The organism is Burkholderia sp. AU45251 (assembly GCF_030482905.1).
In the GTDB taxonomy this organism is placed as follows: Bacteria; Pseudomonadota; Gammaproteobacteria; order Burkholderiales; family Burkholderiaceae; genus Burkholderia; species Burkholderia aenigmatica.
The window spans coordinates 252,768-274,550 of sequence record NZ_JAUJQH010000007.1 but is presented as its reverse complement, the minus strand read 5'-3'; the positions used below and the strand labels follow the sequence as shown (position 1 = coordinate 274,550).

The 21,783-nt window shown below is 66.5% G+C and carries 20 protein-coding genes; 14 read left to right on the top strand and 6 right to left on the bottom strand.

Annotation, left to right across the window (positions count from 1 at the left end; translation table 11 throughout):
* Positions 1–24 precede the first annotated feature (24 nt).
* Both QZM67_RS17615 and QZM67_RS17610 read left to right on the top strand, forming a co-directional pair.
* Positions 25–783: a hypothetical protein gene (locus tag QZM67_RS17615; RefSeq protein WP_301805298.1), complete on the top strand. Its 759-nt coding sequence runs from the start codon at positions 25–27 to the stop codon at positions 781–783.
* Complete coding sequence (locus QZM67_RS17610; RefSeq protein ID WP_301805296.1) at positions 780–1,133, top strand: hypothetical protein; 354 nt, start codon at positions 780–782, stop codon at positions 1,131–1,133. The genes QZM67_RS17615 and QZM67_RS17610 overlap by 4 nt, the downstream gene beginning before the upstream one ends.
* 164 nt (positions 1,134–1,297) lie before the next feature.
* Here the strand turns inward: QZM67_RS17610 and QZM67_RS17605 are convergent, their stop codons facing one another.
* Entirely contained in the window at positions 1,298–2,173 is an 876-nt protein-coding gene (locus tag QZM67_RS17605; protein WP_301805294.1) for a LysR substrate-binding domain-containing protein, read from the bottom strand.
* Between the two features lie 213 nt (positions 2,174–2,386).
* On the opposite strand from QZM67_RS17605, the gene QZM67_RS17600 reads away from it, so the two are divergent.
* From QZM67_RS17600 to QZM67_RS17580, 5 genes are all read left to right on the top strand, one after another.
* The gene (locus QZM67_RS17600) at positions 2,387–3,325 is read left to right on the top strand and encodes a LysR substrate-binding domain-containing protein (protein ID WP_034200504.1); all 939 of its coding nucleotides are present in this window, start codon (positions 2,387–2,389) and stop codon (positions 3,323–3,325) included.
* A gap of 298 nt (positions 3,326–3,623) precedes the next feature.
* Complete coding sequence (gene aldA / locus QZM67_RS17595; protein ID WP_301805293.1) at positions 3,624–5,048, top strand: aldehyde dehydrogenase; 1,425 nt, start codon at positions 3,624–3,626, stop codon at positions 5,046–5,048.
* Between the two features lie 132 nt (positions 5,049–5,180).
* Positions 5,181–6,503 carry a nitrate/nitrite transporter gene (locus QZM67_RS17590; RefSeq protein WP_301805291.1) on the top strand — a complete coding sequence of 441 codons (1,323 nt, stop codon included), beginning with the start codon at positions 5,181–5,183 and terminating at the stop codon, positions 6,501–6,503.
* Positions 6,500–7,717: a mandelate racemase/muconate lactonizing enzyme family protein gene (locus QZM67_RS17585; protein ID WP_176048564.1), complete on the top strand. Its 1,218-nt coding sequence runs from the start codon at positions 6,500–6,502 to the stop codon at positions 7,715–7,717. The genes QZM67_RS17590 and QZM67_RS17585 overlap by 4 nt, the downstream gene beginning before the upstream one ends.
* Before the next feature lie 15 nt (positions 7,718–7,732).
* Complete coding sequence (locus tag QZM67_RS17580; RefSeq protein WP_301805285.1) at positions 7,733–9,400, top strand: GMC family oxidoreductase; 1,668 nt, start codon at positions 7,733–7,735, stop codon at positions 9,398–9,400.
* Positions 9,401–9,439: 39 nt separating this feature from the next.
* On the opposite strand, the gene QZM67_RS17575 is transcribed toward QZM67_RS17580, so the two are convergent.
* Positions 9,440–10,342 carry a LysR family transcriptional regulator gene (locus tag QZM67_RS17575; RefSeq protein WP_301805281.1) on the bottom strand — a complete coding sequence of 301 codons (903 nt, stop codon included), beginning with the start codon at positions 10,340–10,342 and terminating at the stop codon, positions 9,440–9,442.
* A 109-nt stretch (positions 10,343–10,451) separates the two neighbouring features.
* On the opposite strand from QZM67_RS17575, the gene QZM67_RS17570 reads away from it, so the two are divergent.
* From QZM67_RS17570 to QZM67_RS17560, 3 genes are all read left to right on the top strand, one after another.
* Complete coding sequence (locus QZM67_RS17570; protein ID WP_301805278.1) at positions 10,452–11,159, top strand: hypothetical protein; 708 nt, start codon at positions 10,452–10,454, stop codon at positions 11,157–11,159.
* 75 nt (positions 11,160–11,234) lie between these two features.
* The gene (locus tag QZM67_RS17565; RefSeq protein ID WP_301805275.1) at positions 11,235–11,798 is read left to right on the top strand and encodes a hypothetical protein; all 564 of its coding nucleotides are present in this window, start codon (positions 11,235–11,237) and stop codon (positions 11,796–11,798) included.
* A 243-nt stretch (positions 11,799–12,041) separates the two neighbouring features.
* A complete protein-coding gene (locus tag QZM67_RS17560; protein ID WP_175022778.1) occupies positions 12,042–12,425 on the top strand; it encodes an immunity 22 family protein in 384 nt (127 codons plus the stop codon).
* A 50-nt stretch (positions 12,426–12,475) separates the two neighbouring features.
* On the opposite strand, the gene QZM67_RS17555 is transcribed toward QZM67_RS17560, so the two are convergent.
* The 3 genes from QZM67_RS17555 to QZM67_RS17545 all read right to left on the bottom strand — a co-directional run bounded on the left by QZM67_RS17555 (position 12,476) and on the right by QZM67_RS17545 (position 15,385).
* Positions 12,476–13,297, bottom strand: a complete 822-nt coding sequence (locus tag QZM67_RS17555) for a glycine betaine/L-proline ABC transporter ATP-binding protein (protein WP_053077708.1) — start codon at positions 13,295–13,297, stop codon at positions 12,476–12,478.
* Between the two features lie 14 nt (positions 13,298–13,311).
* Positions 13,312–14,277 carry a proline/glycine betaine ABC transporter permease gene (locus QZM67_RS17550; RefSeq protein ID WP_301805265.1) on the bottom strand — a complete coding sequence of 322 codons (966 nt, stop codon included), beginning with the start codon at positions 14,275–14,277 and terminating at the stop codon, positions 13,312–13,314.
* A gap of 70 nt (positions 14,278–14,347) precedes the next feature.
* Complete coding sequence (locus QZM67_RS17545) at positions 14,348–15,385, bottom strand: ABC transporter substrate-binding protein (protein ID WP_011356435.1); 1,038 nt, start codon at positions 15,383–15,385, stop codon at positions 14,348–14,350.
* Between the two features lie 572 nt (positions 15,386–15,957).
* On the opposite strand from QZM67_RS17545, the gene QZM67_RS17540 reads away from it, so the two are divergent.
* From QZM67_RS17540 to QZM67_RS17525, 4 genes are all read left to right on the top strand, one after another.
* Positions 15,958–17,109, top strand: a complete 1,152-nt coding sequence (locus QZM67_RS17540) for a porin (protein ID WP_301805260.1) — start codon at positions 15,958–15,960, stop codon at positions 17,107–17,109.
* A 504-nt stretch (positions 17,110–17,613) separates the two neighbouring features.
* On the top strand, positions 17,614–18,606 hold the full coding sequence (locus tag QZM67_RS17535; RefSeq protein WP_301805258.1) for an RDD family protein: 993 nt from the start codon (positions 17,614–17,616) through the stop codon (positions 18,604–18,606).
* A gap of 328 nt (positions 18,607–18,934) precedes the next feature.
* Complete coding sequence (gene blaOXA, locus QZM67_RS17530) at positions 18,935–19,744, top strand: OXA-1043 family class D beta-lactamase (RefSeq protein ID WP_301805255.1); 810 nt, start codon at positions 18,935–18,937, stop codon at positions 19,742–19,744.
* Positions 19,741–20,880: an acyltransferase gene (locus tag QZM67_RS17525; RefSeq protein WP_301805252.1), complete on the top strand. Its 1,140-nt coding sequence runs from the start codon at positions 19,741–19,743 to the stop codon at positions 20,878–20,880. Before blaOXA ends, QZM67_RS17525 begins: the two co-directional genes overlap by 4 nt.
* Before the next feature lie 126 nt (positions 20,881–21,006).
* Here QZM67_RS17525 and QZM67_RS17520 read toward each other — a convergent pair whose 3' ends face one another.
* On the bottom strand, positions 21,007–21,759 hold the full coding sequence (locus tag QZM67_RS17520) for a hypothetical protein (protein WP_175022772.1): 753 nt from the start codon (positions 21,757–21,759) through the stop codon (positions 21,007–21,009).
* Between the last annotated feature and the right edge of the window lie 24 nt (positions 21,760–21,783).

The following is a 21,783-nucleotide window of genomic DNA, read 5'->3' as shown; positions in this document are numbered from 1 at the left end:
TCTGCCAGTCGGATTGGCGTCGATATGCTGGGGGCTTTCCATTCATTGCCGGAAGCCATGCCCGCTCCAACTGTCGATCTCGGTCACGTTCTGCCATACGAGACGTCGTACTTCGACGATCGGCTCGAGGTCGATCGAAACGACCTCGATATTTCCGCGTTGCTTGGGGTAAGCGGCAACGTCCCCGACGAACTGCTCGTTTCGTTGTGCGGAGCGCCTGCCGGGTCGGAGATCCAGGCCTATCTCGACAGCAGAGGCCGGTTGACGTTCTCGGTCACGAACCCCACCTGGATCCGATCCGAAAACCGTGTATCGGTCCGTCGAGAATCGGACACATCCCTACTCGAACTCAAGACAATCGATCTCGTCGATAACGCAGTCGCGGGACTCGGCGCGACGATGCTGTGGCGGATCGTCAGGGCGTCCGATAAGTTGGGGATCAGCCGAATCATTGCATTCGCAGCGGGGGGCCGGAAGGCAGCGCCCAAACCGGGCGGGCGCCGGCTATTCGGGTACTACGCATGGCCACGGTTCGGCTTCGACGCGCCCATTCCCGACAAGTGCAGCGATGAAGCAGCGCTGTTCCAGTATTTCCAGGGACACCCGGTCGGTCTTGCCGACGGATCGCTCCGGTCGCTGCGTGCGCTCTATGCAACGCGATTCGGGCGGGATTTCTGGCGCGTAGCGGGATCACATCGCTGGATGACATTCGACGTCACACCGCACGGCATGTCCGTGCAGGCGCTGCAACGATACTTGATCGAAAAGGGGATTTACGAATGAACACAAAGCACACGCCGATCGCCGGATTCCGGATCACGCGCCCCACGGCGAAGCGCGGCCGGCCGTCGAGCCGGCATCGTCTCGCCCTCAGCGCCGAAGCTAGGCATCTCCTCGATGCGCTGGTCGCAACCGAACTTCATCACAGCCTGGCGCGCGTCATGCACAAGTCCGCCGTCGGGCACGACACTCGGCCGGCCGACATGCCGATATCCCCGCCGCGACGCGCCGTCTTCAACGTCGGGCGTATCGATCTCTCGAAGTGCCTGTTGCCGGTCGAATCAATCGCCGACATAGAAGCCTGGGGGCGCCGGGAAACACTCATGCACTTCGGGCACGACCCCGACCGGTAGCCCGCGGCAATGGAACGCAACCGCGCGGCTCGGTTCAACGACGATCTAGCCAGTCTTCAGTTCGTAACGATCTTTGACAGACACCCAAGCAGGAGGCACTGCACGACCGGCGCGGACTGATCCGATTGTTTCCACATTCCAATCAGCCGCGTCCCACACCCGCCCTATCCCCTCCTCCCCGCCTGCTCCCGCAACCACGCGGCAAACGCGACCACCGGCTCGACCGCGACACTCTCCGGCTCGACATCGAGCCAATACCCGAACGGCCCGATCGGCTGCACCGGCGACAGCCGCACGAGGCTGCCCTCGCCGATCTCCTCCTCGATCATGTTCAGGTCAACCACCGCGAGCCCCGCGCCCTTGCGCGCCGCGCGGATCGCCTGTTCGAGCGTGGAAAACTCGATACCGTCGCCGATCCGCGCCGGAGGCACGCCCGCCTGCTCGCACCAGTCGGCCCACAGCGTCAGGCGCTTGCCTTCGTGCAGCACATGCAGCGACGGCAGCCGGCCGAGCAGCACGTCGAGCGCATCGCCGCGATAACGCGGCGCGCCGACGAGCGCATGCCGCTCCATCATCAGCAGTTCCGACTGCATCCCGGCCCGCGCCGCGCGCCCGAAGCGGATGTGGCAATGGCAATCGTCGGCCGGCTCCGTGCGGATCGACAACTCGACGTCGGGCAGCGCCTCCGCGAGCGTGCCGAGCCGCGGCGAGAACCACTGCGTCGCGAACGTCGGCGGCAGCGACACCGTCAGCCGCCGTTTCGCACCCGGCCGCGTGGCGGCGACTTCGCCGACGCCACGCTCGATCGTGTCGAACGCCTGCCCGACGAACGGCAGCAACCGCTGACCGGCATCGGTCAGGCGCACGCCCTTGTGATCGCGCTCGAACAGCCGCGCGCCGAGCGCTTCCTCGAGCAGCCGGATCTGCCGGCTCACCGCCCCCTGCGTCACGCACAGCGAAACCGCCGCACGGTTGAAGCTCAGGTGACGCGCGGTCTCCTCGAAAAATCGCAGTGCGATCAACGATGGCAGGCGTCGCATGATGTGTGTCCCTTTCGTTCGTATCGTTCGTGTCGTTGCCGGCCGGCACCGCCGGCCCTCCTGCGGGCAGCCTAGTCGCAACCAGGCGCACCCACTGCCATGCCGTAAAACCCCGCGCCCTCCGTCGCCGCCATTCATCGTCCCCGCGCCCGCGGCCACCCGCCTACAATAAGCATCCCGCACCAAACACGACACCGCCCCGTGAGACGCAAGATGCCGGCGCTGAATGCGCTGAAAGCCTTCGAGATGGCCGGCCGCACCGGCAGTTTCACGCGCGCGGCCGAGCTGCTCAACGTGACGCAGAGCGCGGTGAGCCGCCAGGTTCGCCAACTCGAGGGCCAGCTCGGCGAAACCCTGCTCGAACGCCGCCATCACCAGCTCGAACTGACCGCGGCCGGCCGCGTGCTGCTGCGCGCGCTGCAGCAATCGTTCGACAAGATCGAGCTGACCGTGCGCAGCCTGCAGGAAAAAACCCACCTGAACCGCCTGCGCGCGAACGTGCCACCCACCTTCGCCGCGCGCTGGCTGATGCCGCGCCTCGGCCGGCTGCGCGACGCGCATCCCGAATTCGAGCTGAGCCTCACGACCCGCATCCACGACAGCCTCGGCGAATCGCGCGTGCTCGACTGCGCGATCCGGTTCGGCGACGGCGAATGGGACGGCTTCGACAACGCACTGCTGATGCAGGAGCAGCATATCGCCGTCTGTGCGCCCGCGCTGTATGCGCGGCTGCGGCAGGACGGCGCGCCGATCGACCTGAACCGCTTCACGCTGCTGCACGTGCTCGCCACCGACGACCAGCGCTACCTGACCTGGCAGCACTGGCTGAAGGCCGCCGGCATCGCCGACGTCGACACGCGCGGCGGCTACGAATTCGACCTGCTCGACCATGCGATCCGCGCGGCGATCGACGGCCTCGGGATCACGATCGCCGACCGCCACATGGTCGCGCGCGAACTCGCCACCGGGCAACTGATGCAAGTGCTCAACGTGCACGTCGACGGCCACCAGTCGTACTGGTTCGTCACGCGGCCCGAGCAGACGAACCTGCCGCACATCGTCCAGTTCCGCGACTGGCTGCAGCAGGAAGTGTGGCTCGCGAAGCGCCATCTCGAACCGTCGTCGCCGCTGCCGCAGGTGCCGCTGACCTAGCACGCACCTCGCCCCCCATCGCGGGCGACACCTTACCGCCTTCCACGCCCATCCGCATTCGGCCCCGTCGGAAAATCCGTCCCGCCGGCCGGCCGCCCCGCCCCCGGCCCGCGCCGCCGCAGCCTTGCCGGACGGGCGATTCCAGCCGACCCACCGAGTAACGTGCGTTTTTCTCATGCCCGACGCGAAAATAAGTCGTTTGTCGTGCGCTAAACGCATGAACAGAATGGCCGCTATCCCGCGCCGCGCGTGTCGCCACTCGAAGCGATCCGCCTGCATTCATCGGAGGAGTCACTTCATGCGCACCGAACGCAATTACGTGAACGGCCGTTTCGTCGCCCCGGAAAGCGACACGTTCATCGTCGTCCACAATCCCGCCACCGAAGCGCCGTTCGCGCGTGTGCCAGCCGCGACGCCGGCCGACGCGCTCGCCGCCGCCGACGCCGCAGCCGCCGCGCAGAAGGCATGGCGCAAGCTGCCGAGCGCCGAGCGCGCCGCGTACCTGCACCGCTTCGCCGACGCGCTGACCGCGCGTGCGCCCGAGATCGGCGCGGCGCTCGCGCAGGAATCCGGCAAGAGCGTCGAGGACGCGTCGAACGAAGCCGTCTACGCGGGCCAGATCACGCGCTACCACGCCGAGTGGGCACGCCGGATCGAGGGCGAGATCATCCCGAGCGACACGCCCGACGAGAACCTGTTCCTGCAGCGCGAGCCGATCGGCGTCGTCGCGTGCCTGATCCCGTTCAACTATCCCGTCTACACGCTGCTGCGCAAGGTCGCGCCCGCGCTGATCGCCGGCAACACCGTGGTCGTGCGTCCGAGCAACCACACGCCGGTGTCCGCGTTCGAGATCGCGAAAGCCGCCGACGATGCAGGCTTTCCGCCGGGCGTCGTCAACATCCTGACGATGGACCACGCGACGGCCGAAGCGCTGTGCACGCATCCGGCAGTCGGGATGATCACGCTGACCGGCAGCGTGAACGCGGGCCGCAAGGTGCTCGACTACTGCAAGGCGAACATCGCGAAGCCGTCGCTCGAACTCGGCGGCAAGACACCCGCGATCATCGAGCCCGACGCCGACCTCGAACGCGCGGCTGCCGCGCTCGTCGCGTCGAAGACGACGCACTGCGGCCAGCTCTGCACGGCGATCGAACGCGTGTACGTGCACGACAGCGTGCACGACCGCTTCGTCGCGCTGCTGAAGGAGAAGATGGCGGCCGTGCGCATCGGCGACCGTGCAGAAGATGCGACGCGGATGGGCCCGCTCGTCAGCGCATCGGCACGCGCGCACATCCACGGGATGGTCGAACGCGCGATCGCGGCCGGCGCGACGCTCGAAACCGGTGGCGCGATTCCCGCCGGCCCCGGCTTCTTCTATCCGGCCACGCTGCTGACGAACTGCCGGCAAGACATGGAGATCGTGCGGGAGGAAACCTTCGGCCCGATCATGCCCGTGCTGCGCTACACGACGATCGACGAAGCGATCGCGCAGGCGAACGACCACCAGTTCGGCCTGTCGTCGGTGCTCTACACCGAGCGCTACCGCACCGCGATGACCGTCGCGAACGCGATCGAAGCCGGCGAGCTGTACGTGAATCGCACGCCGGCCGACCCGTACCAGGGCTTCCACGCGGGCTGGAAGCGCTCGGGCCTCGGCGGCGACGACGGCAAGCACGGGATGCTCGAATTCACGCAGACGCGCCTCGTCGTCATGAAGTACTGACACGGCAACGCCAACGCATCGTTTCCGGCGCGCGCACCCAAACACCACGCCGCGCGCGCCGCCCCTGACCCAACCAGAACATAAAAAATCTGCAGGCCTCCTCGCGAAGGAAGTCTGATGGAGGAAGACATCATGCCGACCCAACCGTCGACGCACGCCGCGTCGCTCGCGTTGCACGACGACGCCCACGCGTCGCCGCATTCCCGCGCGCAACGCTACCTGCAACTGCTGCTGCTCGTGATTGCCGCGGGCGCGATCTACCCGATGCTGTATCTGCGGCAGGTGTACCAGCCGACGATGCTGCAGTTCTTCCGTATCGACGACGTGCAGCTCGGCTACCTGTATTCGTCGCTCGGCACGATCTTCCTCATCAGCTATTTGCCGAGCGGCTGGCTGGCCGACCGCCTGTCGCCGCGCTGGCTGATCTGCTTCTCGCTGCTCGCGACGGGCGCGCTCGGGCTCATCTACGCGACCGGGCCGTCGTTCGACATGCTCGTGCTGATCTTCGGCGGCTGGGGGCTGACCACCGGCCTCACGTTCTGGGCCGCCGTGATCAAGCGCGTGAACATGATCGCCGGCCCCGACGAACAAGGCCGTTTCTTCGGCCTGCTCGACGGCGGCCGCGGCCTCGTCGAGGCACTGCTCGCAACGATCGCGATCACGCTGTTCGCGTACGTGACGCAGGCACGCGGCGGCACCGATGCGGCCGGCTTCAAGCTCGTCGTGCATCTGTACGCGTTCTTCTGCATCGCGCTCGGCGTGCTGCTCGCGCTGGTGAAGGATCAGGCGAGCACGGGCGACCGTGCAGCAGCCGCGAAGCGCACCAAGGGCAACGTGCTGACCGACCTGAAGACACTCGCGTCGATCCCCGAGCTGTGGCTCGTCGCGGCGATCGTGTTCTGTGGTTACCAGGTGTTCTGGGCGACCTACAGCTTCTCCGCGTATCTGCACGAAGGCAATTTCGGGCTCAGTGCGACGGCGGCCGGCTTCATCACGACGCTCAAGCTGTGGATGCGCCCCGTCGGCGGCATCGGCGGCGGCTTCCTCGGCGACCGCGTATCGAAGGTGTCCGTGCTGTTCTGGGCGCTGGTGCTCGCCGCGCTGTCGCTCGTCGGGCTGATCGCGGCGCCCGCGCACAGCCCGCAGGCGATGCTCGTCGTGCTCGTGCTGTTCATCGGCATCCTCACCTACACGATCCGCGGCCTGTACTGGTCGCTGCTCGACGACTGCAAGGTGCCGACGCATTGCGCGGGCCTCGCGATCGGCCTGATCTCGGTGCTCGGCTATTCGCCGGACGTGTTCGTGCCGCTGATCAACGGCTACGTGACGCAGACCTACCCGGGCGCGCACGGCTACCAGCTCTATTTCGGCTATATCGCGGCCATCGCGCTGTGCGGCGCGGGCGCCGCCGCGTTCCTCAAATACCGCCTCAACCGCATCCAGGAGTCCGCATGAAGATCGTTTCGCTCGAAACCCATATCGTCGCCGTGCCGCCGCCGCATGTCGGCGGGATGTACTGGATCTTCGTGAAGCTGAAGACGGACGACGGCATCGAAGGCGTCGGCGAGATCTACTCGGCGACGTTCGGCCCGAAGGCAATGGCCCCGATCATCGACGACGTGTTCGAACGCCATCTGCTGAACCGCGATCCGCATCACGTCGAACGGCTGTTCCGCCAGGCCTATTCGAGCGGCTTCACGCAGCGCCCGGATCTCACGATGATGGGCGTCGTCAGCGGCCTCGAGATGGCGTGCTGGGACATCATCGGCAAGGCGGCCGGCAAGCCCGTATATGAACTGCTCGGCGGGAAGATCCACGAGCGGCTGCGCTCGTACACGTACCTGTATCCGAAGAACGCGAAGGGCGAATACGACTACGACGATCCCGATCTCGCCGCCGAATGCGCGGCCGAGAACGTGAAGCTCGGCTTCACGGCCGTCAAGTTCGACCCGGCCGGCCCGTACACGGCTTACTCGGGCCATCAGTTGTCGCTGGAAGTGCTCGACCGCTGCGAACTGTTCTGCCGCAAGGTACGCGAAGCCGTCGGCAGCAAGGCCGACCTGCTGTTCGGCACGCACGGGCAGATGGTGCCGTCGTCGGCGATCCGGCTCGCGAAGCGGCTCGAGAAGTACGACCCGCTGTGGTTCGAGGAGCCGGTGCCGCCCGGCCAGGAAGAAGCGATCGCGCAAGTCGCGAAGCACACGTCGATTCCAATCGCGACCGGCGAACGCCTGACGACCAAGTACGAATTCCACAAGCTGCTGCAAGCCGGCGGCGCATCGATCCTGCAACTGAACGTCGCGCGCGTGGGCGGCCTGCTCGAAGCGAAGAAGATCGCGACGCTCGCCGAAGTGCACTACGCGCAGATCGCGCCGCACCTGTACAACGGGCCGGTGGGCGCCGCCGCGAGCATCCAGCTCGCGACCTGCACGCCGAACTTCCTGATCCAGGAAAGCATCATGACGTGGGGCGGTTTCCACGCGGAGGTCGTGAAGACGCCGATCCGCTGGGAAGACGGTTACATCATCCCGTCGAACGAGCCGGGCCTCGGCATCGAGCTCGACATGGACGTCGTGAAGCGCCACACGCCGTACACCGGCGAACGGCTGCACCTGCAGATGGGCGAACACCCCGTCGACGTGAAGGATCTCGCCCCCGCGAAGGGCTGAGCGCAAAGGACAGACATGAGCTACGACTACATCATCGTCGGCGCGGGCTCGGCCGGCTGCATCCTCGCGAACCGCCTGAGCGAATCGGGCCGACATTCGGTGCTGCTGCTCGAAGCGGGCGAGCGCGACGCGTCGTTCTGGTTCAAGGTGCCGGTCGGCTTCACGAAGACCTACTACAACCGCCGCTACAACTGGATGTACTACAGCGAGCCCGAGGCGCAGCTCGCCGAGCGCAAGCTGTACTGCCCGCGCGGCAAGGTGGTTGGCGGGTCGGGCTCGATCAACGCGATGGTCTACGTGCGCGGCCAGCGCAGCGACTACGACGACTGGGCGAAGGCCGGCAATCCGGGCTGGGCGTACGACGACGTGCTGCCGTACTTCCGCAAGCTCGAAACCCACGCGGCCGGCGCGACCGATCCGCAGCATCACGGCGCGACCGGGCCGATCCACATCACGTCGATGAAGGCCGACGTGCATCCGATCGTCCACGAGTTCCTGAAGGGTTGTAGCCAGCTGAACCTGCCGCGTACCGACGACTTCAACGGCGCGCAGTTCGAAGGCGCGGGCATCTACGACCTGAACACGAAGCACGGCGAACGCTGCTCCAGCAGCTTCGCGTACCTGCGCCCCGCGCTGGGCCGGGCGAACCTCACGCTGCGCTCGGGCGTGCTCGTACGGCGCGTGACGTTCGACGGCACGCGTGCGACCGGCGTGGTCGTCGCGGGCGAGCACGGCGACGAAACGCTCGTGGCCGCACGCGAGGTGATCCTCGCGGCGGGCGCGGTTGATACGCCGAAGCTGCTGCAACTGTCGGGCGTCGGCGATCCGGCGCTGCTCGCGCGCCAGCGCGTGCCGCTCGTGCATGCGCTGCCGGCCGTCGGCCGCAACCTGCAGGACCACCTGTGCGTGAGCTTCTACTTCAAGGCGAACCGTCCGACGCTGAACGACGAGATGGGCACGCTCATCGGCAAGATGAAGATCGGCTTGCGCTACCTGCTGACGAAGCGTGGCCCGCTTGCGATGAGCGTGAATCAGGCGGGCGGCTTCTTCCGCGGCACGGATGAAGTGCAGGAACCGAACATTCAGCTCTACTTCAACCCGCTGTCGTACCGGATCCCGAAGAGCGACCGCGCGAGCATCAAGCCCGAGCCTTACTCGGGCTTCCTGATCGCATTCAACCCGTGCCGCCCGACGAGCCGCGGCACGATCGAGATCGCGTCGAACCGCGCGGAAGACGCCGCGAAGATCCACATCAACGCGCTGACCACACAGAAGGATCTCGACGAGGCCGTGCAGGGCAGCAAGGTGATCCGTGCGCTGATGCGCGCGCCCGCACTGAAATCGATGACCGTCGAGGAAATCTCGCCGGGGCCGCAGGTCGATTCAGACGAGGCGATGCTGCAGTATTTCCGCGAGCAGTCGGGTTCGATCTACCACCTGTGCGGCTCGTGCGCGATGGGGCCCGACGCGGCGACGTCGGTGGTCGATGCATCGCTGCGCGTGCACGGGCTGCAGGCGCTGCGGATCGTCGATGCATCGGTGTTCCCGAACATCACGTCGGGCAACATCAACGCGCCGACGATGATGGTCGCGGAGAAAGGCGCGGATCTGATTCTGGCGGACGCGTTACGGGCGGAGATGGCCGGCGTGCAATCGACGCAACGGGAGACGGTCGTGCAGTAACGCGGTGCCGGCAGGTTCGACGGTCGCCACCGCCGGGCCTCAGCGGTTCGTGGCGTCCACGATCTGCCGGCACACGTTCACGATCAGGTCCCGCAGCCCCGCATGCATCGCGTCGCGTTCGAAGCGGGGATGCCACATGATCGAGATCGCAAGCGCGGGGGTCGCGACCGGCAGGTCGAACGTCACGACGTCTTGCCGGGCCTGGGCGGTGTGCTTCTCGGGCACGTGGGCAATCCAGTCCGAGCGCTGGGCGAGCTCGATGCCTGACTTGAAGTTCGGCACCACCGCGATGACGTTGCGCTCGCGCCCCTGCTCGCTCAGCGCATCGTCGATCGGCCCGTGAAAGCGCCCCTTGCGCGACACGCTGATGTGCGGCACGGACAGATAAGCATCGAGCGTCATCCGGCGCCGCGCCAGCCGATGGCCCTTTCGCAGCACGCCGACCATGCGGTCGTCGAACAGCTTGCGGATCATGATCTCCGGCCCCGTCTCGCCGACCACGCCGATTTCGATATCGACTTCCCCGCTGCGAAGGCGCGCCACGGTCTTCTCGTGCTTCGGCAGGAAGCGCAGCCTGGCGTGCGGCCATGCGTCGTGCGCCTGCGCGATGATCGGTACCGCGAATGAATCGATGAAGCCGTCGTTCGCGCTGATGTTGAACACGCGCTGCGCGTCGATCGACCGGTGCTGTGCGCCGAGCAGCAGCGCCACATCCTGCAGGATCCGGTCGAGCGGCTCCTTCAACCGCCGCGCCGTTTCGGTCGCCACCATGCCCTTTCCCGCGCGCACCAGCACCTTGTCGCCGATCGCGTCCTGGACTCGGGCAAGGGTCCGGCTCATCGCGGACGGGCTCAGATCAAGACTGCGTGCCGCGCCCGACACGCTTTCCTCGTCGATCAGCGCTTTCAGCGCCAGCAGCAGGTTCAGGTCGATCCGGTTCAACGCCGTGCTCCTCGCAGATTTGCGTTGGATGCATCATATATCTGCCAAACCTGCACTGTACACACATCAATCCCACTCCTACCATTCGGGCAACCGAACGGAGGAACGCATGGAGACGACGCAGGTGTACGACGAACAATTGCGCGAGTCGTTGCTACGGGACTGGCAGGACCACACGAAGCAGCCGACCGCGGTGGCGGCCCGCTTGCGGGAGCGGGTTGCGTTCCCGATGGGCGAACAGGATCTCGTCGAACTGGCGGCGCTCGCGACGCACGTATTCGGCGAACATCTCGGCGACTGGCAGGCGGGAATGGGCTATCTCGACCAACTCATGGACGCGCACGACGACGTCCCGGCCGATTCGCTCCGGCGCATCGACCGCCAGCGTGCGGTGCTCGAACGACTGGAGGACGTGAATGCGTCGCTCGACAGGTTCGACGCCAACGATCGCATCTACATCACGGCACTCGCACTTCCCGCGATCACGCTGCAGCGATCGGTGGAGGAAGCAGAAACGGCCGTCGCCGAAGCGATGCAGCTGCTCGCGTCGAACGACTACCAGGAGTACCGCAGGCTGTTCGGCGTAGTCACGGCCAATCTCGTCTGCGACCTGCTGGATCGTTCGGCCTTGTCGGCCGCCAGACGGCGCCTGCTCATCGTGCTCGCGGAGAAAAGCCATGCGCTCTGGCTTCAGGAAGGCGACGAGGCGGACCGGGAGAAGTCCGCGTTTCGGCTGATGCAGAGCTATCAGAAATGCAGGATGCCTGATAATTATAGAAGCGGGCGCTATCCGCGGTATGGGTCGATCGAGCCGTAGGCGCACCTGGCCGCGGCCGACCGTCGGTCATAATGCGAGGATCATTCCGATCAGACGCGGCAGGCTCCCGTTCCGATGGCCACCCAGCAAACCCCGAAAAAAGACATCGAGCGATGGCACGCGATTGCCTTCATGGCAATGGTCCTGGTGCCGATGTTGACGGCGTTCGTTACGCTGCCGCTGACGTGGCACTGCACGGTCGGCGACTGGCCCGGCGCAAGCCGTATCCGCATCGCGTCGGCCATTGCCTTTGCCCTGCTCGGGGTGCATATCACCCGCGATCTCGGAACGAAGCGTTCGATCAAGGAGCTGTTGATCGCCGTCGTCATGTTCGGCGGGCTCGGCATGATAAGCGGTTCACTCTCGCTCTTGCTGCTGGTCAGGGCAACTGCGCATTCGCCGCAGTCCTTCGACGCCGCGTTCGTGCCGGGCGCCCACCAGACGAAAGGCTGCGGGTACCGCATCACCTTCGCCGACCCCGGCCTCGGCTCACCTGCGCTCGTCTGCAATCGCGACCTCGACCTTCCCGACGGCGCGGTGTCGGGCGTCGTTCGGGTCAACGAGCTGGTCGGCCCTTATGGCGTGCGACATCTCGACATGACCGTCGTCGAGTCGACCGTGACCGGCAGCGGCAAGTAACGCCGCTTCGCGCCGGTCCGGGCTCGCTAACCGTCGATGCCTCAGTGGGCCCCGACATCACGTCAGACAACGTCAATGCGCCGGCGATGACCGTCTCGAAGAAGGGCACTGACCTGATTCCGGCGAATGTGTTGCGGGGCGAGAGGGTCGTTCGGCGAGGTGCCCGGCATCGCGCACGCGCGTATCATCGTGCGCGTGCGCGGGCGCTCCCCGCCGGCCATCTCACGCCCGACGAGGTCACCGATGATCGTTACCGTTCACCTGTTCATTTCCAGCGGCCGATTCCGCTCGTTCGCAGAGATGCGCTCATTCATCGACGAGCGGTACACCGAGGACGGCGACGGTATTCCCTCCGCGTTCATGACGGAAGTCGGGCTGCGCGACTACGAGCCGGGATGCATCGAGGCCATTCATCGGGGCGATCCCGTTCCTGTCCAGCAATTGCTGCGCGGCGCTTCCTGGGAATCGGCATGGGTACATGCCGTTCCGGCCGACCTCGTCGCCGACAGCGCAATCGGCGTGTACTCGCCCAACGTCGTCACGACGCCGAAAAACGCTTCGCTCGACTACGTGGGCGCCTATGAATTCGATACGCGCACCGGCCCGGCGTCGGCCCGGCCCGCATGAACGAACAAGGGCGGCACTCTGTGCCGCCCTTGTTCGTTTCGCTTCCCGCCTCAATTCACACTCGACCGCTTCTCCACGAACCGCCGCACATAATCATCCGCCGGCCGAGACAGAATGTCGTCCGGCGTCCCGACCTGCACGAGCGTGCCGTCACGCAGAATCGCGATGCGATCACCGATCCGCAGCGCTTCGTCGAGATCGTGCGTGATGAACACGATCGTCTTCGACAGCGTCGCCTGCAGTTCGAGCAACTGATCCTGCATTTCGGTACGGATCAGCGGATCGAGCGCGGAGAACGCCTCGTCCATCAGCAGCACATCGGTATCGGCCGCCAGCGCGCGCGCCAGCCCGACGCGCTGACGCATCCCGCCCGACAGCTCGTCCGGATAATGATCGCCATAACCGTCGAGCCCGACCTTCGTCAGCCAGTTGCGCGCCGCCTCGGCCGCATCGTGCCGCTTCTCGCCGCGCGTGCGCAGCGCATACGCGGCGTTGTCGAGTACGGTCTGGTGCGGCAGCAATCCGAAGTTCTGGAACACCATGCTGACCTTGAAGCGGCGCAGCTCGCGCAGCCCGTGCGCGTCGAGCTTGATCACGTCGCTGCCGTCGATCACGATCTCGCCGGCCGTCGGCTCGATCAGCCGGTTGAAGTGCCGCACGAGCGTCGATTTACCGGAACCCGACAGCCCCATGATCACGAAGATCTCGCCCGACTCGATGCCGAGGCTCACGTCGTTGAGCCCGACGTTGCAGCCCGTTTCGGCCAGCACGTCGGCCTTGCGCTTGCCCGAGCGCAGCAGGTCGAGCACGCGCGCATGCGCCGCCTGCGGCCCGAACAGCTTGTACACGTGTTTGACGTCGATGGTCGCCATGTCTGTCTCCGTTCCTATGCACGCGACGATTGCGTCGCCTGATTCGAGTCGACGCCGGCCGACGACGCCTTGCGCGGCAGCCGGTACGGCACGCGCGACGCGCCCTTCTGCCGGCGCTGCTGCGCGAGCCGCCGCCGGGCGCGCCGTTCCTGGCCGAAGCCCTGGCTGATCCGGTCGATCACGATCGCGAGGATCACGATCGCAAGACCGGCCTGCGTGCCCTTGCCGACGTCGAGCGTCTGGATGCCCGCGAGCACGTCCTCGCCGAGCCCGCGCGAGCCGATCATCGACGCGATCACGACCATCGACAGCGCCATCATCGTCGTCTGGTTGATGCCGGCCATGATGCTCGGCCGCGCGAGCGGCAACTGCACGTTGACGAGCAGTTGCCAGCGCGTCGTGCCGAATGCGCGCGCGGCTTCCGTCACGTCCGGATCGACCTGGCGAATGCCGAGATCGGTCAGGCGGATCAGCGGCGGCAGCGCGTAGATGATCGTCGCGAGGATCGCGGGCACCTTGCCGAGCCCGAACAGCATCAGCACCGGGATCAGGTACACGAAGCTCGGCAGCGTCTGCATCACGTCGAGTACCGGCAGCAGCATCCGGCGCAGCCAGGCGCTGCGCGACGCGAGGATGCCGACCGGCACGCCGATCGCGACCGACAGCACCGTCGAGACGAGCATCAGCGCGAGCGTCTGCATCAGCTTGTCCCACAGGCCGAAGCAGCCGATCGCGTAGAGCAGCAGCATGAAGAGCACACCGAGGCCGATGCGGCGCGTCGCGTTCCACGCGATCGCGCCGACGACCAGCAGCACGAGCCACGGCGGCGCCACGCGCAGTGCGCCTTCGAGCGGCACGAGCAGGTAGCGCAGCACCAGCACGCTGAAGTGATGGAAGCCGTCGCCGTATTGCGCGACGAACGTCTCGAGCGCGCTGTTCACCCAGTCGGCGATCGACAGGTGCAGAAAGAAGCCGTTCATGTTGATTCTCCGTCGCGCCGCGAAGGCGCGTGACGGCGGCGGCGGGCGCGGGCCCGCCGCCGCGCGCAGGTTACGCGCCCTTCAGGCTGCCGGCGATCTTCTGCGCGACGTCGGCCGGCACCCACTGCTTCCACATGTCCTGGCGGGTCTTCAGGAACTGGGTGGCCATCGCCGCGCCGTCGATCTTCTTCGTCGTCATCTCGAGGATCGTCTGGTTCAGGAAGTCCATCGGAAAGCGCACCTTGCCGAATACGCCGACGAGATCGGGGTTCGCATCGGCGAACGGCTTCGACACGCCGACCGTCAGTCGCGACACCATGTACGACGACGCGCACTGGTGCGTGCTGCTCTCGTCGCGCAACGTCTTCCAGCATGCTTCGTTATAGGCCGGCATCTTCAGCGCGGTGAACTTGTATTTCGCCATCAGCGCGGCCGGGCCCCAGTAATAGAACACGATCGGTGCGCCGCGCTGGTACGCGGATGCGATCGCCGCATCGAGTGCCGCGCCCGTGCCCGGATGGAAATTCGTATACGACTGGTCGAGCTTCAGCACGCGCAGCAGGCGCGTGTTCACGCGCTCGCAGTCCCAGCCCGTCGGGCAGTTCAGGAAGCGGCCCTTGTCCGGTTCCTCCTCGTCGGCGAACACCTGCTTGTACTTCGGCAGATCGTCGACCGACACGAGCCCCGGTGCGACCGGCTTGATGTTGCGCGCCGGATCGCCCTTCACCACGTAGTCGGGAACGAACCAGCCTTCCGTCGTGCCGCCCGGCAGCGTGTCGCCGATCAGCTTCACGGCGCCCGACGAGACGGCCTTCGCGGTGATCTCGCTGCGGCCCGTCCACTGCTCGGCCCAGATCTGCAGATCGTTGCGCGCGAGCGCCGTTTCGGTGGCGGCCGTGCTGCCCGGCACGACGTCCGTCTTGCAGCCGTAGCCCTTCTCCATGATCTGCCGCAGCACCTCGGTCGCGAACGACCCGCTCTCCCACGTGATGCCCGCGAAATGGACCGTCTTGCCGTCGGCGCACGCGCCGCCGGCCGCGTGGGCCGCGGGCGCGGACAGGATCGCCGCGGCGGCGAGAAGGACCGTTTTCAGTCGTCGAATCTGCATGGTGGGTCGTCTCCAAATCGAATCTGTTGTTTGTGCGTCGCGGCATGCGCGGCGACCGGCGAATCGTGAATCCAGCCACGTCCGGTCAGCCTGCATGTTTCAGCCGCCAATATGTTTAGGGAAACGAGTAATTCCGATCATTGCAATCGGCGGCGCCAATCGATCCCCGGATGTGCTGTCAGGCCCGCCGGACGGGCTTCCCGGCCGGATTCACGAGGCGGGACACGGCCCGGCGCGGGCGGCCTCGCGACCGTGCTCGGCCATTGTCCGGCCGGGGTTGAACGGCGGTGCCGCACTCACCGTTTCGGCTGTCGAAACAGCCTGTCGCGCCCCCATTGGCGAACCCGATCCCATCCATCGAAATTACTCGCTTTCGATTCCTTTTCGGCTTGGGAAGAATGCGCGGAGTCATCGGAGGAGACACGACCCGACGCTGCCGGTTGCCGCGCCGCCGCGCCTTGCGCGATCCGGCGCCGCGCACGCTGCGCTGGGTCGCCCCGGATGACGGGGCGCGCCTCGCCGGACGCGCTCACGACAACCGATACAAGCTGGATATCCCGGAGATCTCATCAATGAAAAAGACCCTGACGGCGCTCGCCGTAACGGCAACCTTCGCGGCCCCCGTGTTCGCGCAAAGCAGCGTCACGCTGTACGGCGTGATCGACGAAGGCCTGAACTACACGAACAACGTCGGCACCGGACACGTCTACGAAATGGCGAGCGGCTACGCGCAGGGCAGCCGCTGGGGCCTGAAGGGCAGCGAGGATCTTGGCGGCGGCATGAAGGCGATCTTCCAGCTCGAAAACGGCTTCGACGTGAACACCGGCCGGCTCAACCAGGGCGGCCGCATGTTCGGCCGCCAGGCGTACGTCGGCCTGAGCCAGACGCAGTACGGCACGCTGACGTTCGGCCGCCAGTACGACTCCGTGGTCGACTATCTCGCGCCGACCACGGCCAACGGCAACTGGGGCGGCTACCTGCTCGCGCACCCGTTCGACAACGACAACACCGACAACTCGTTCCGCCTCGACAACACGGTGAAGTACGCGAGCCCGAACTTCGGCGGCTTCACGTTCGGCGGCGCATACAGCTTCAGCAACAGCACGAACTTCTCGGACAACCGCGCGTACAGCTTCGGCGCGCAGTACCAGAACAACGGCCTGCTGATCGGCGCCGCGTACCTGCAGGCGAACCACCCGGGCGACGGCTCGGCCGGCGCGATCACCGCGAACGACGCGAGCTACATCGCCGAGCGCATGCGCGTGTTCGGCGCGGGCATCAACTACACGTTCGGGCCCGCGACGGTCGGCTTCGCGTACACGAACTCGAACTACAAGAACCCGACCGGCAACGGCTACCTCGGCAACCCGGGCGCGATCATCGCGCCGGGCGCGACGGTCAGCGCGATCAAGTACCAGAACTTCGAGCTGAACGGTTCGTACCAGATCACGCCGGCGTTCATGGTGGGCGCGCAGTACGTGCTGTCGCTCGAGAAGTACGACGCATCGACCGGCAATGCGAAGCCGAAGATCCACTCGGCCGGGCTGATGGCCGACTACAACCTGTCGAAGCGCACCGACGTGTACGTGCAGGCCGCGTACCAGCACATCGCCGGCGACAAGACGAACTCGATCCTCGACAACGCGTTCATCCCCGGTACCGACGCGCCGTCGTCGACGTCGAACCAGGTGGCCGTGCGCCTCGCGCTGCGCCACAAGTTCTGACGCAACCCGGTTCTCCGTTCTTCACGCGACACCCGCGCGGGTCTGCCCGAGGTGTCTTTGCCCGCCCGCAAGCGCAAGCCTGCCGGCGGGCTTTTTCACGGTTCCTCGCCAATTTTCGGCACGCGTGCGCGTCAGCGGCTACCGCGTCGAACCGGACACACGCGTTCGACGGCCTCACGAAAATCCCCGACAATCGTTGCCAGCCTTTCAAGTCCGCTGGGGCCCGTCTCGATCCCGCGCCCGGCCGATACGCGCGCAGCACGTGCGCTGCCCGTCCGGCAGCGCACGCCTCGCCGCGTTCGGGTCGATCGCCGATCAGCCGCAGGCGGCATGAAGCCCGTTCACGCTTGCACATTGCTCACAATAGTTTGCAATTTTGCGGCAAGCCGGTCGATATGATCTGCCTGTCACGATCGGATCGGTGTCGGCATAGGCAATCCTGCGGCCACGCGCCGCAAAGAGCCCAAACGGCTCGACGAACATAACGCATCGGGGGCGACGGCAATGGCGCGCAATGAAGACCAACAATCACACGGCGCCGCCGGCTTCTGGCGACGCACCGCCGCCTTTTCGATCGATTCGATTCTGCTCGGACTGATCGGGCTGGCAATCGCAATCCCGTTCTTCGATGCCCTTTCGACGATTGGCGAATGGGGGAGGCTGATCGGCTTCCTGATCGGTTCCCTTTACTTTGGCCTGCTCGAGGGCGGAAATCGGCACCAGTCGCTCGGCAAGCGGGTGATGAAGATCCACGTTGCCGATAGCGCAGCCCCTGACGGATCCTCCGGTCCCGGGTACGTTCGCGCCTGGGCACGGTACGCGCTGATCGCCGTTCCGCTGATACTCGGCGGCATCGGCTTTATCGACCTGCCCGCGCTTCGCGATCCGGGCATGGAATGGCTCGCCACCGCGAACGGCGCGGTCGTGTTCTTCTGGTGCCTGGCATTGCTGTATCTGTTCGTTTTCAACAGGCCGAGCCGCCAGTCCGTACAGGATCTGCTCACCGCCAGCAGGGTCGTGCATGTCGCGGCCCCAGTCGACGATACCGCTCCGGTTGGCAGGAAGCACTGGGCGATCCTGGCCGTCCTTGGCCTGCTTATGTTCGCCGGCAGTCGTTTTGCGGCAACGCGGTTGATCGATGACGATCGCATGGCCGATATCCGTCAGATCCAGCGTGCAACGTCCACCGTTCCGGGCGTGATCCAGAGCGGCGTCTGGATCGGCACCATGCGGGTGGGCGGCCCGGCGGGCCAGACGCAGAAGGCGATCGCCACCATCACCGTGCTCACGAGCACGCCGACCCTGCTGAACAAGGCCGGGGCGACCGCTGTCGCGCACGCAGCGCTTTCCGCATCGGCCTGGCTGCGAAAGCAGGATCTCGTCAACGTGGTGAGCGTCCGCTCGGTCAATCTCGGCATTGCGACGTGGCGAAACCAGTTCTTCATGGGGCGCTCGCCTGCCGAATGGGCCACGATGGTCGGCACCGGGTCGACGTGACGAAGCAGGAATGAGCGACATCGGCATCGACCTGCCGCGCGGGTCTGCCCGAGGTGTCTTTGCCCGCCCGCAAGCGCAAGCCTGCCGGCGGTTTTTTTCATGGGCGTCGTCACGCGCGGCCGGCCGGCGCCGCCGGAGCGGATGAAACCGCGCGATTGCCCCGTCAACCGTGACAGGTCAGCGAACGCTGATCCGTCGATACACTGTGAGCCTCCGCAACGGTCGCCATCCTTCTTTCTTTCTCGATGCCGGCCGTCGCCTTCATTGCGCACGGACTGCCCCCTTCCCCCGCACCGCGCGCCTGCCGCACATCCCCGAGGAGTGTCACTTGAAACACTGGCGCCGCGCGCTGTTCACCTTCGCCACCGGCCTTCTGGCCGCCGCGACGTCCGATGCCCACCCCATCTGCACCGTCGTCGCCGACGCCGCCACCGGCCAGGTGCTCGTACAGCAAGGCGACTGCGCGACCCGCGTGACGCCGGCGTCGACGTTCAAGGTTGCCATCAGCCTGATGGGCTTCGATGCGGGCGTTTTGAAAGACGAGCACACACCGACGCTCGACTTCCACGCCGGCTACCCCGACTGGGGCGGCGCGCCGTGGCGCGAGCCGACCGATCCGGCGCGCTGGATGAAGCTGTCGGTGTTCTGGTACTCGCAGCAGGTCGCGCAGGCGCTCGGCCAGGCGCGCTTCCAGCAGTACACGAATGCATTCGGCTACGGTAACGCGGACGCCGCCAGTCAGGCGGGCGAGCTGAACGGCGTGATGGGTGCATGGGTCAACGCGTCGCTGCGCATCTCGCCGCTCGAACAGATCGCCTTCATGCGCAAGATCACGAACCGGACGCTGCCCGTCAGCGCGCACGCGTACGACATGACCGAGCGCATCACGCTGATCGACACGCAACCCAGCGGGTGGATCGTGCACGGCAAGACGGGCACCGGGTCGCCGGGGCGCAAGTACGATGCGTCGCACGCGTATGGCTGGTTCGTCGGCTGGGCGGCCAAGGGGCCGCGCAAGCTCGTGTTCGCGTACCTGATGCAGGACGACAAGCGTCAGACGCCGAATGCCGGCCTGCGTGCACGCGATACGTTCCTGGCGACGCTGCCGGCCCTCGCCGAACCGGGCAGGCCGCAGTGACCACCGGGCCGCGCAACGCGCGGATCGACCTGCTGCGCGGCGTGTCGATCGTGCTCGTCCTGCTGCATCACTTCAACATCCCTTACTCGCTGCGCGACACGTCGCTCGCTCGCGCGTTCGGCTGGGATGCGGTGCATGCGGTGGCGCGCAACGGCAACTACGGCGTGACGATGTTCTTCGTGATCTCCGGCTACCTGATCACGTCGAATGCGCGGCGCCGCTGGGGCAGCCTCGGCGCGGTCGACGTGCGTTCGTTCTATGTATCGCGCGTCGCGCGCATCGTCCCGTGCCTGCTCCTGCTGCTCGCAGTCGTCAACGGCCTCGCGGCGGCCGGCGTGCCGATCTTCCAGAACCATGCGCCGGAGGGCATCGCCGTGTCGTTCTGGCTCGTGAATTTCGCGTCGCTGACGTTCTGGATGAACGTGCTGATCGGCGCCTACGGGTGGGTCAACTACGCGCTCGGCGTGCTGTGGTCGCTGTCGGTCGAAGAGGTGTTCTACCTGTCGTTCCCGCTGCTGTGCGTCGCGTTGCGCCGCGATGCACGGCTGGTCGCATTCTGGGTGATCATCGCCGCGCTCGGGCCCGTGTACCGCTTCACGCACGCCGGTGACGAAGGCGGGTTCCTCTATGCGTACTTCGCGTCGTTCGACGGGATCGCGATCGGCTGCTGCACCGCACTGCTGGCCGAGCGCGCGCACTGGCAACGGCTGGCCGCGCCGTTCGTGCAATGGCCCGTCGCGGCGGCGATGGCCGCGCTTTATCTGGCCTGGCCGATCGCGGAAAGCCACGTCGCCGGCGTCACCGCGATGGCGCTCGGCACAGCCGTGCTGCTGATCGGCACGCACGTCAACGGCGAGCGCGTGCAGGGCCGCCTGCTCGCGCCGTTGTGCCGGGCCGGCAAGTTGAGCTACGAGCTGTACCTGTTCCACCTGATCGTGCTCGGCGGATTGCGCACGTTCTGGCCGCCGTCGGCCACGCATGGCGACACGAAGCTGCTGTTGCTGATGGCGTATCTGGCGTTGTCGGCGGCGCTGAGCGCGGCGATCGGGAGCGGCTATGCGACACCGCTCGACCGCTTCATCAAGCGGGTCGCGTCGCGGCCTTCGGCGCGCGTGCCGGACGGCGCGCGCTTCTAGCCCGCATCGGCGATCGCTGCGGCGCCACGAGAAGAAAGAAAAAATCGGCCAGGGCCCGGCCGTATCGCTTGACGATACCGGCCGGCCTGACCGCAAGCCCCGCGTACAGATGGTCGAAATCGTCGATCAGTCGAGATAATCCGCGTATTCCTTGCGCGTATAGCTGGCGAGCGTCTGCCACGGCAACGTCTCCCGCCGCGCGGCCGGCGTCGGCGTGAGCGTCAGCTTGCGCACGACGCGACCGTCGGCGCTCCGGTACTCGACCGACAGCGGCGCCTGCCACTTCTCGCTCCACAGGATCCGGTTCACGCCGCGCGCGCCGGGTGTGTCGACCGCCTGCTCGTACCAGCGGGTGCCGGGCGCGTCGCCGCGCTTCGCCACCGCGAGCCGCTTCAACTGCGACGGCGGCGTGACGTAGTACGCGTTGTCCCACGAGCCGTCGAAGCCCGTGGTTTCGTACTCGGCCGGCGGCACGCTGACGACCGTCCGGTTCGCCGCATCCACATACTCGATGCGCGTCGTCTTGCCGTCGGACGTCACGTGCCGCGCGGCCGCCTGGAAGTTGAAGTGCTTGTGGCCGGCGTGCGCGGCGGCCGGCTGCACGCCGGCGCGCGGCGGGGTCTCGCGTACACCGCCCGCATCGTGGTCGTGATCGTGATCGTCGCCGTGACCCCCTGCCGCCGCGACGGGCAGCACGCGTTCGACCCACACGTGCCCGTCGCGCCGCACCATCCGTTCGCGATACAGCGTCGTGCGCGTCACGCCGTCGGCCGACACCGTGCGGCTCTCGTGCAGCAGCACGGCGTCGAAATCGGCCGCTGCAAGGGCCGGTAGCGCAACCCACCCGCAAGCGAGCGCGCAGAGAAGCTGACGTTTCATCGGGCGTTCCCGTTCCTCATGCAG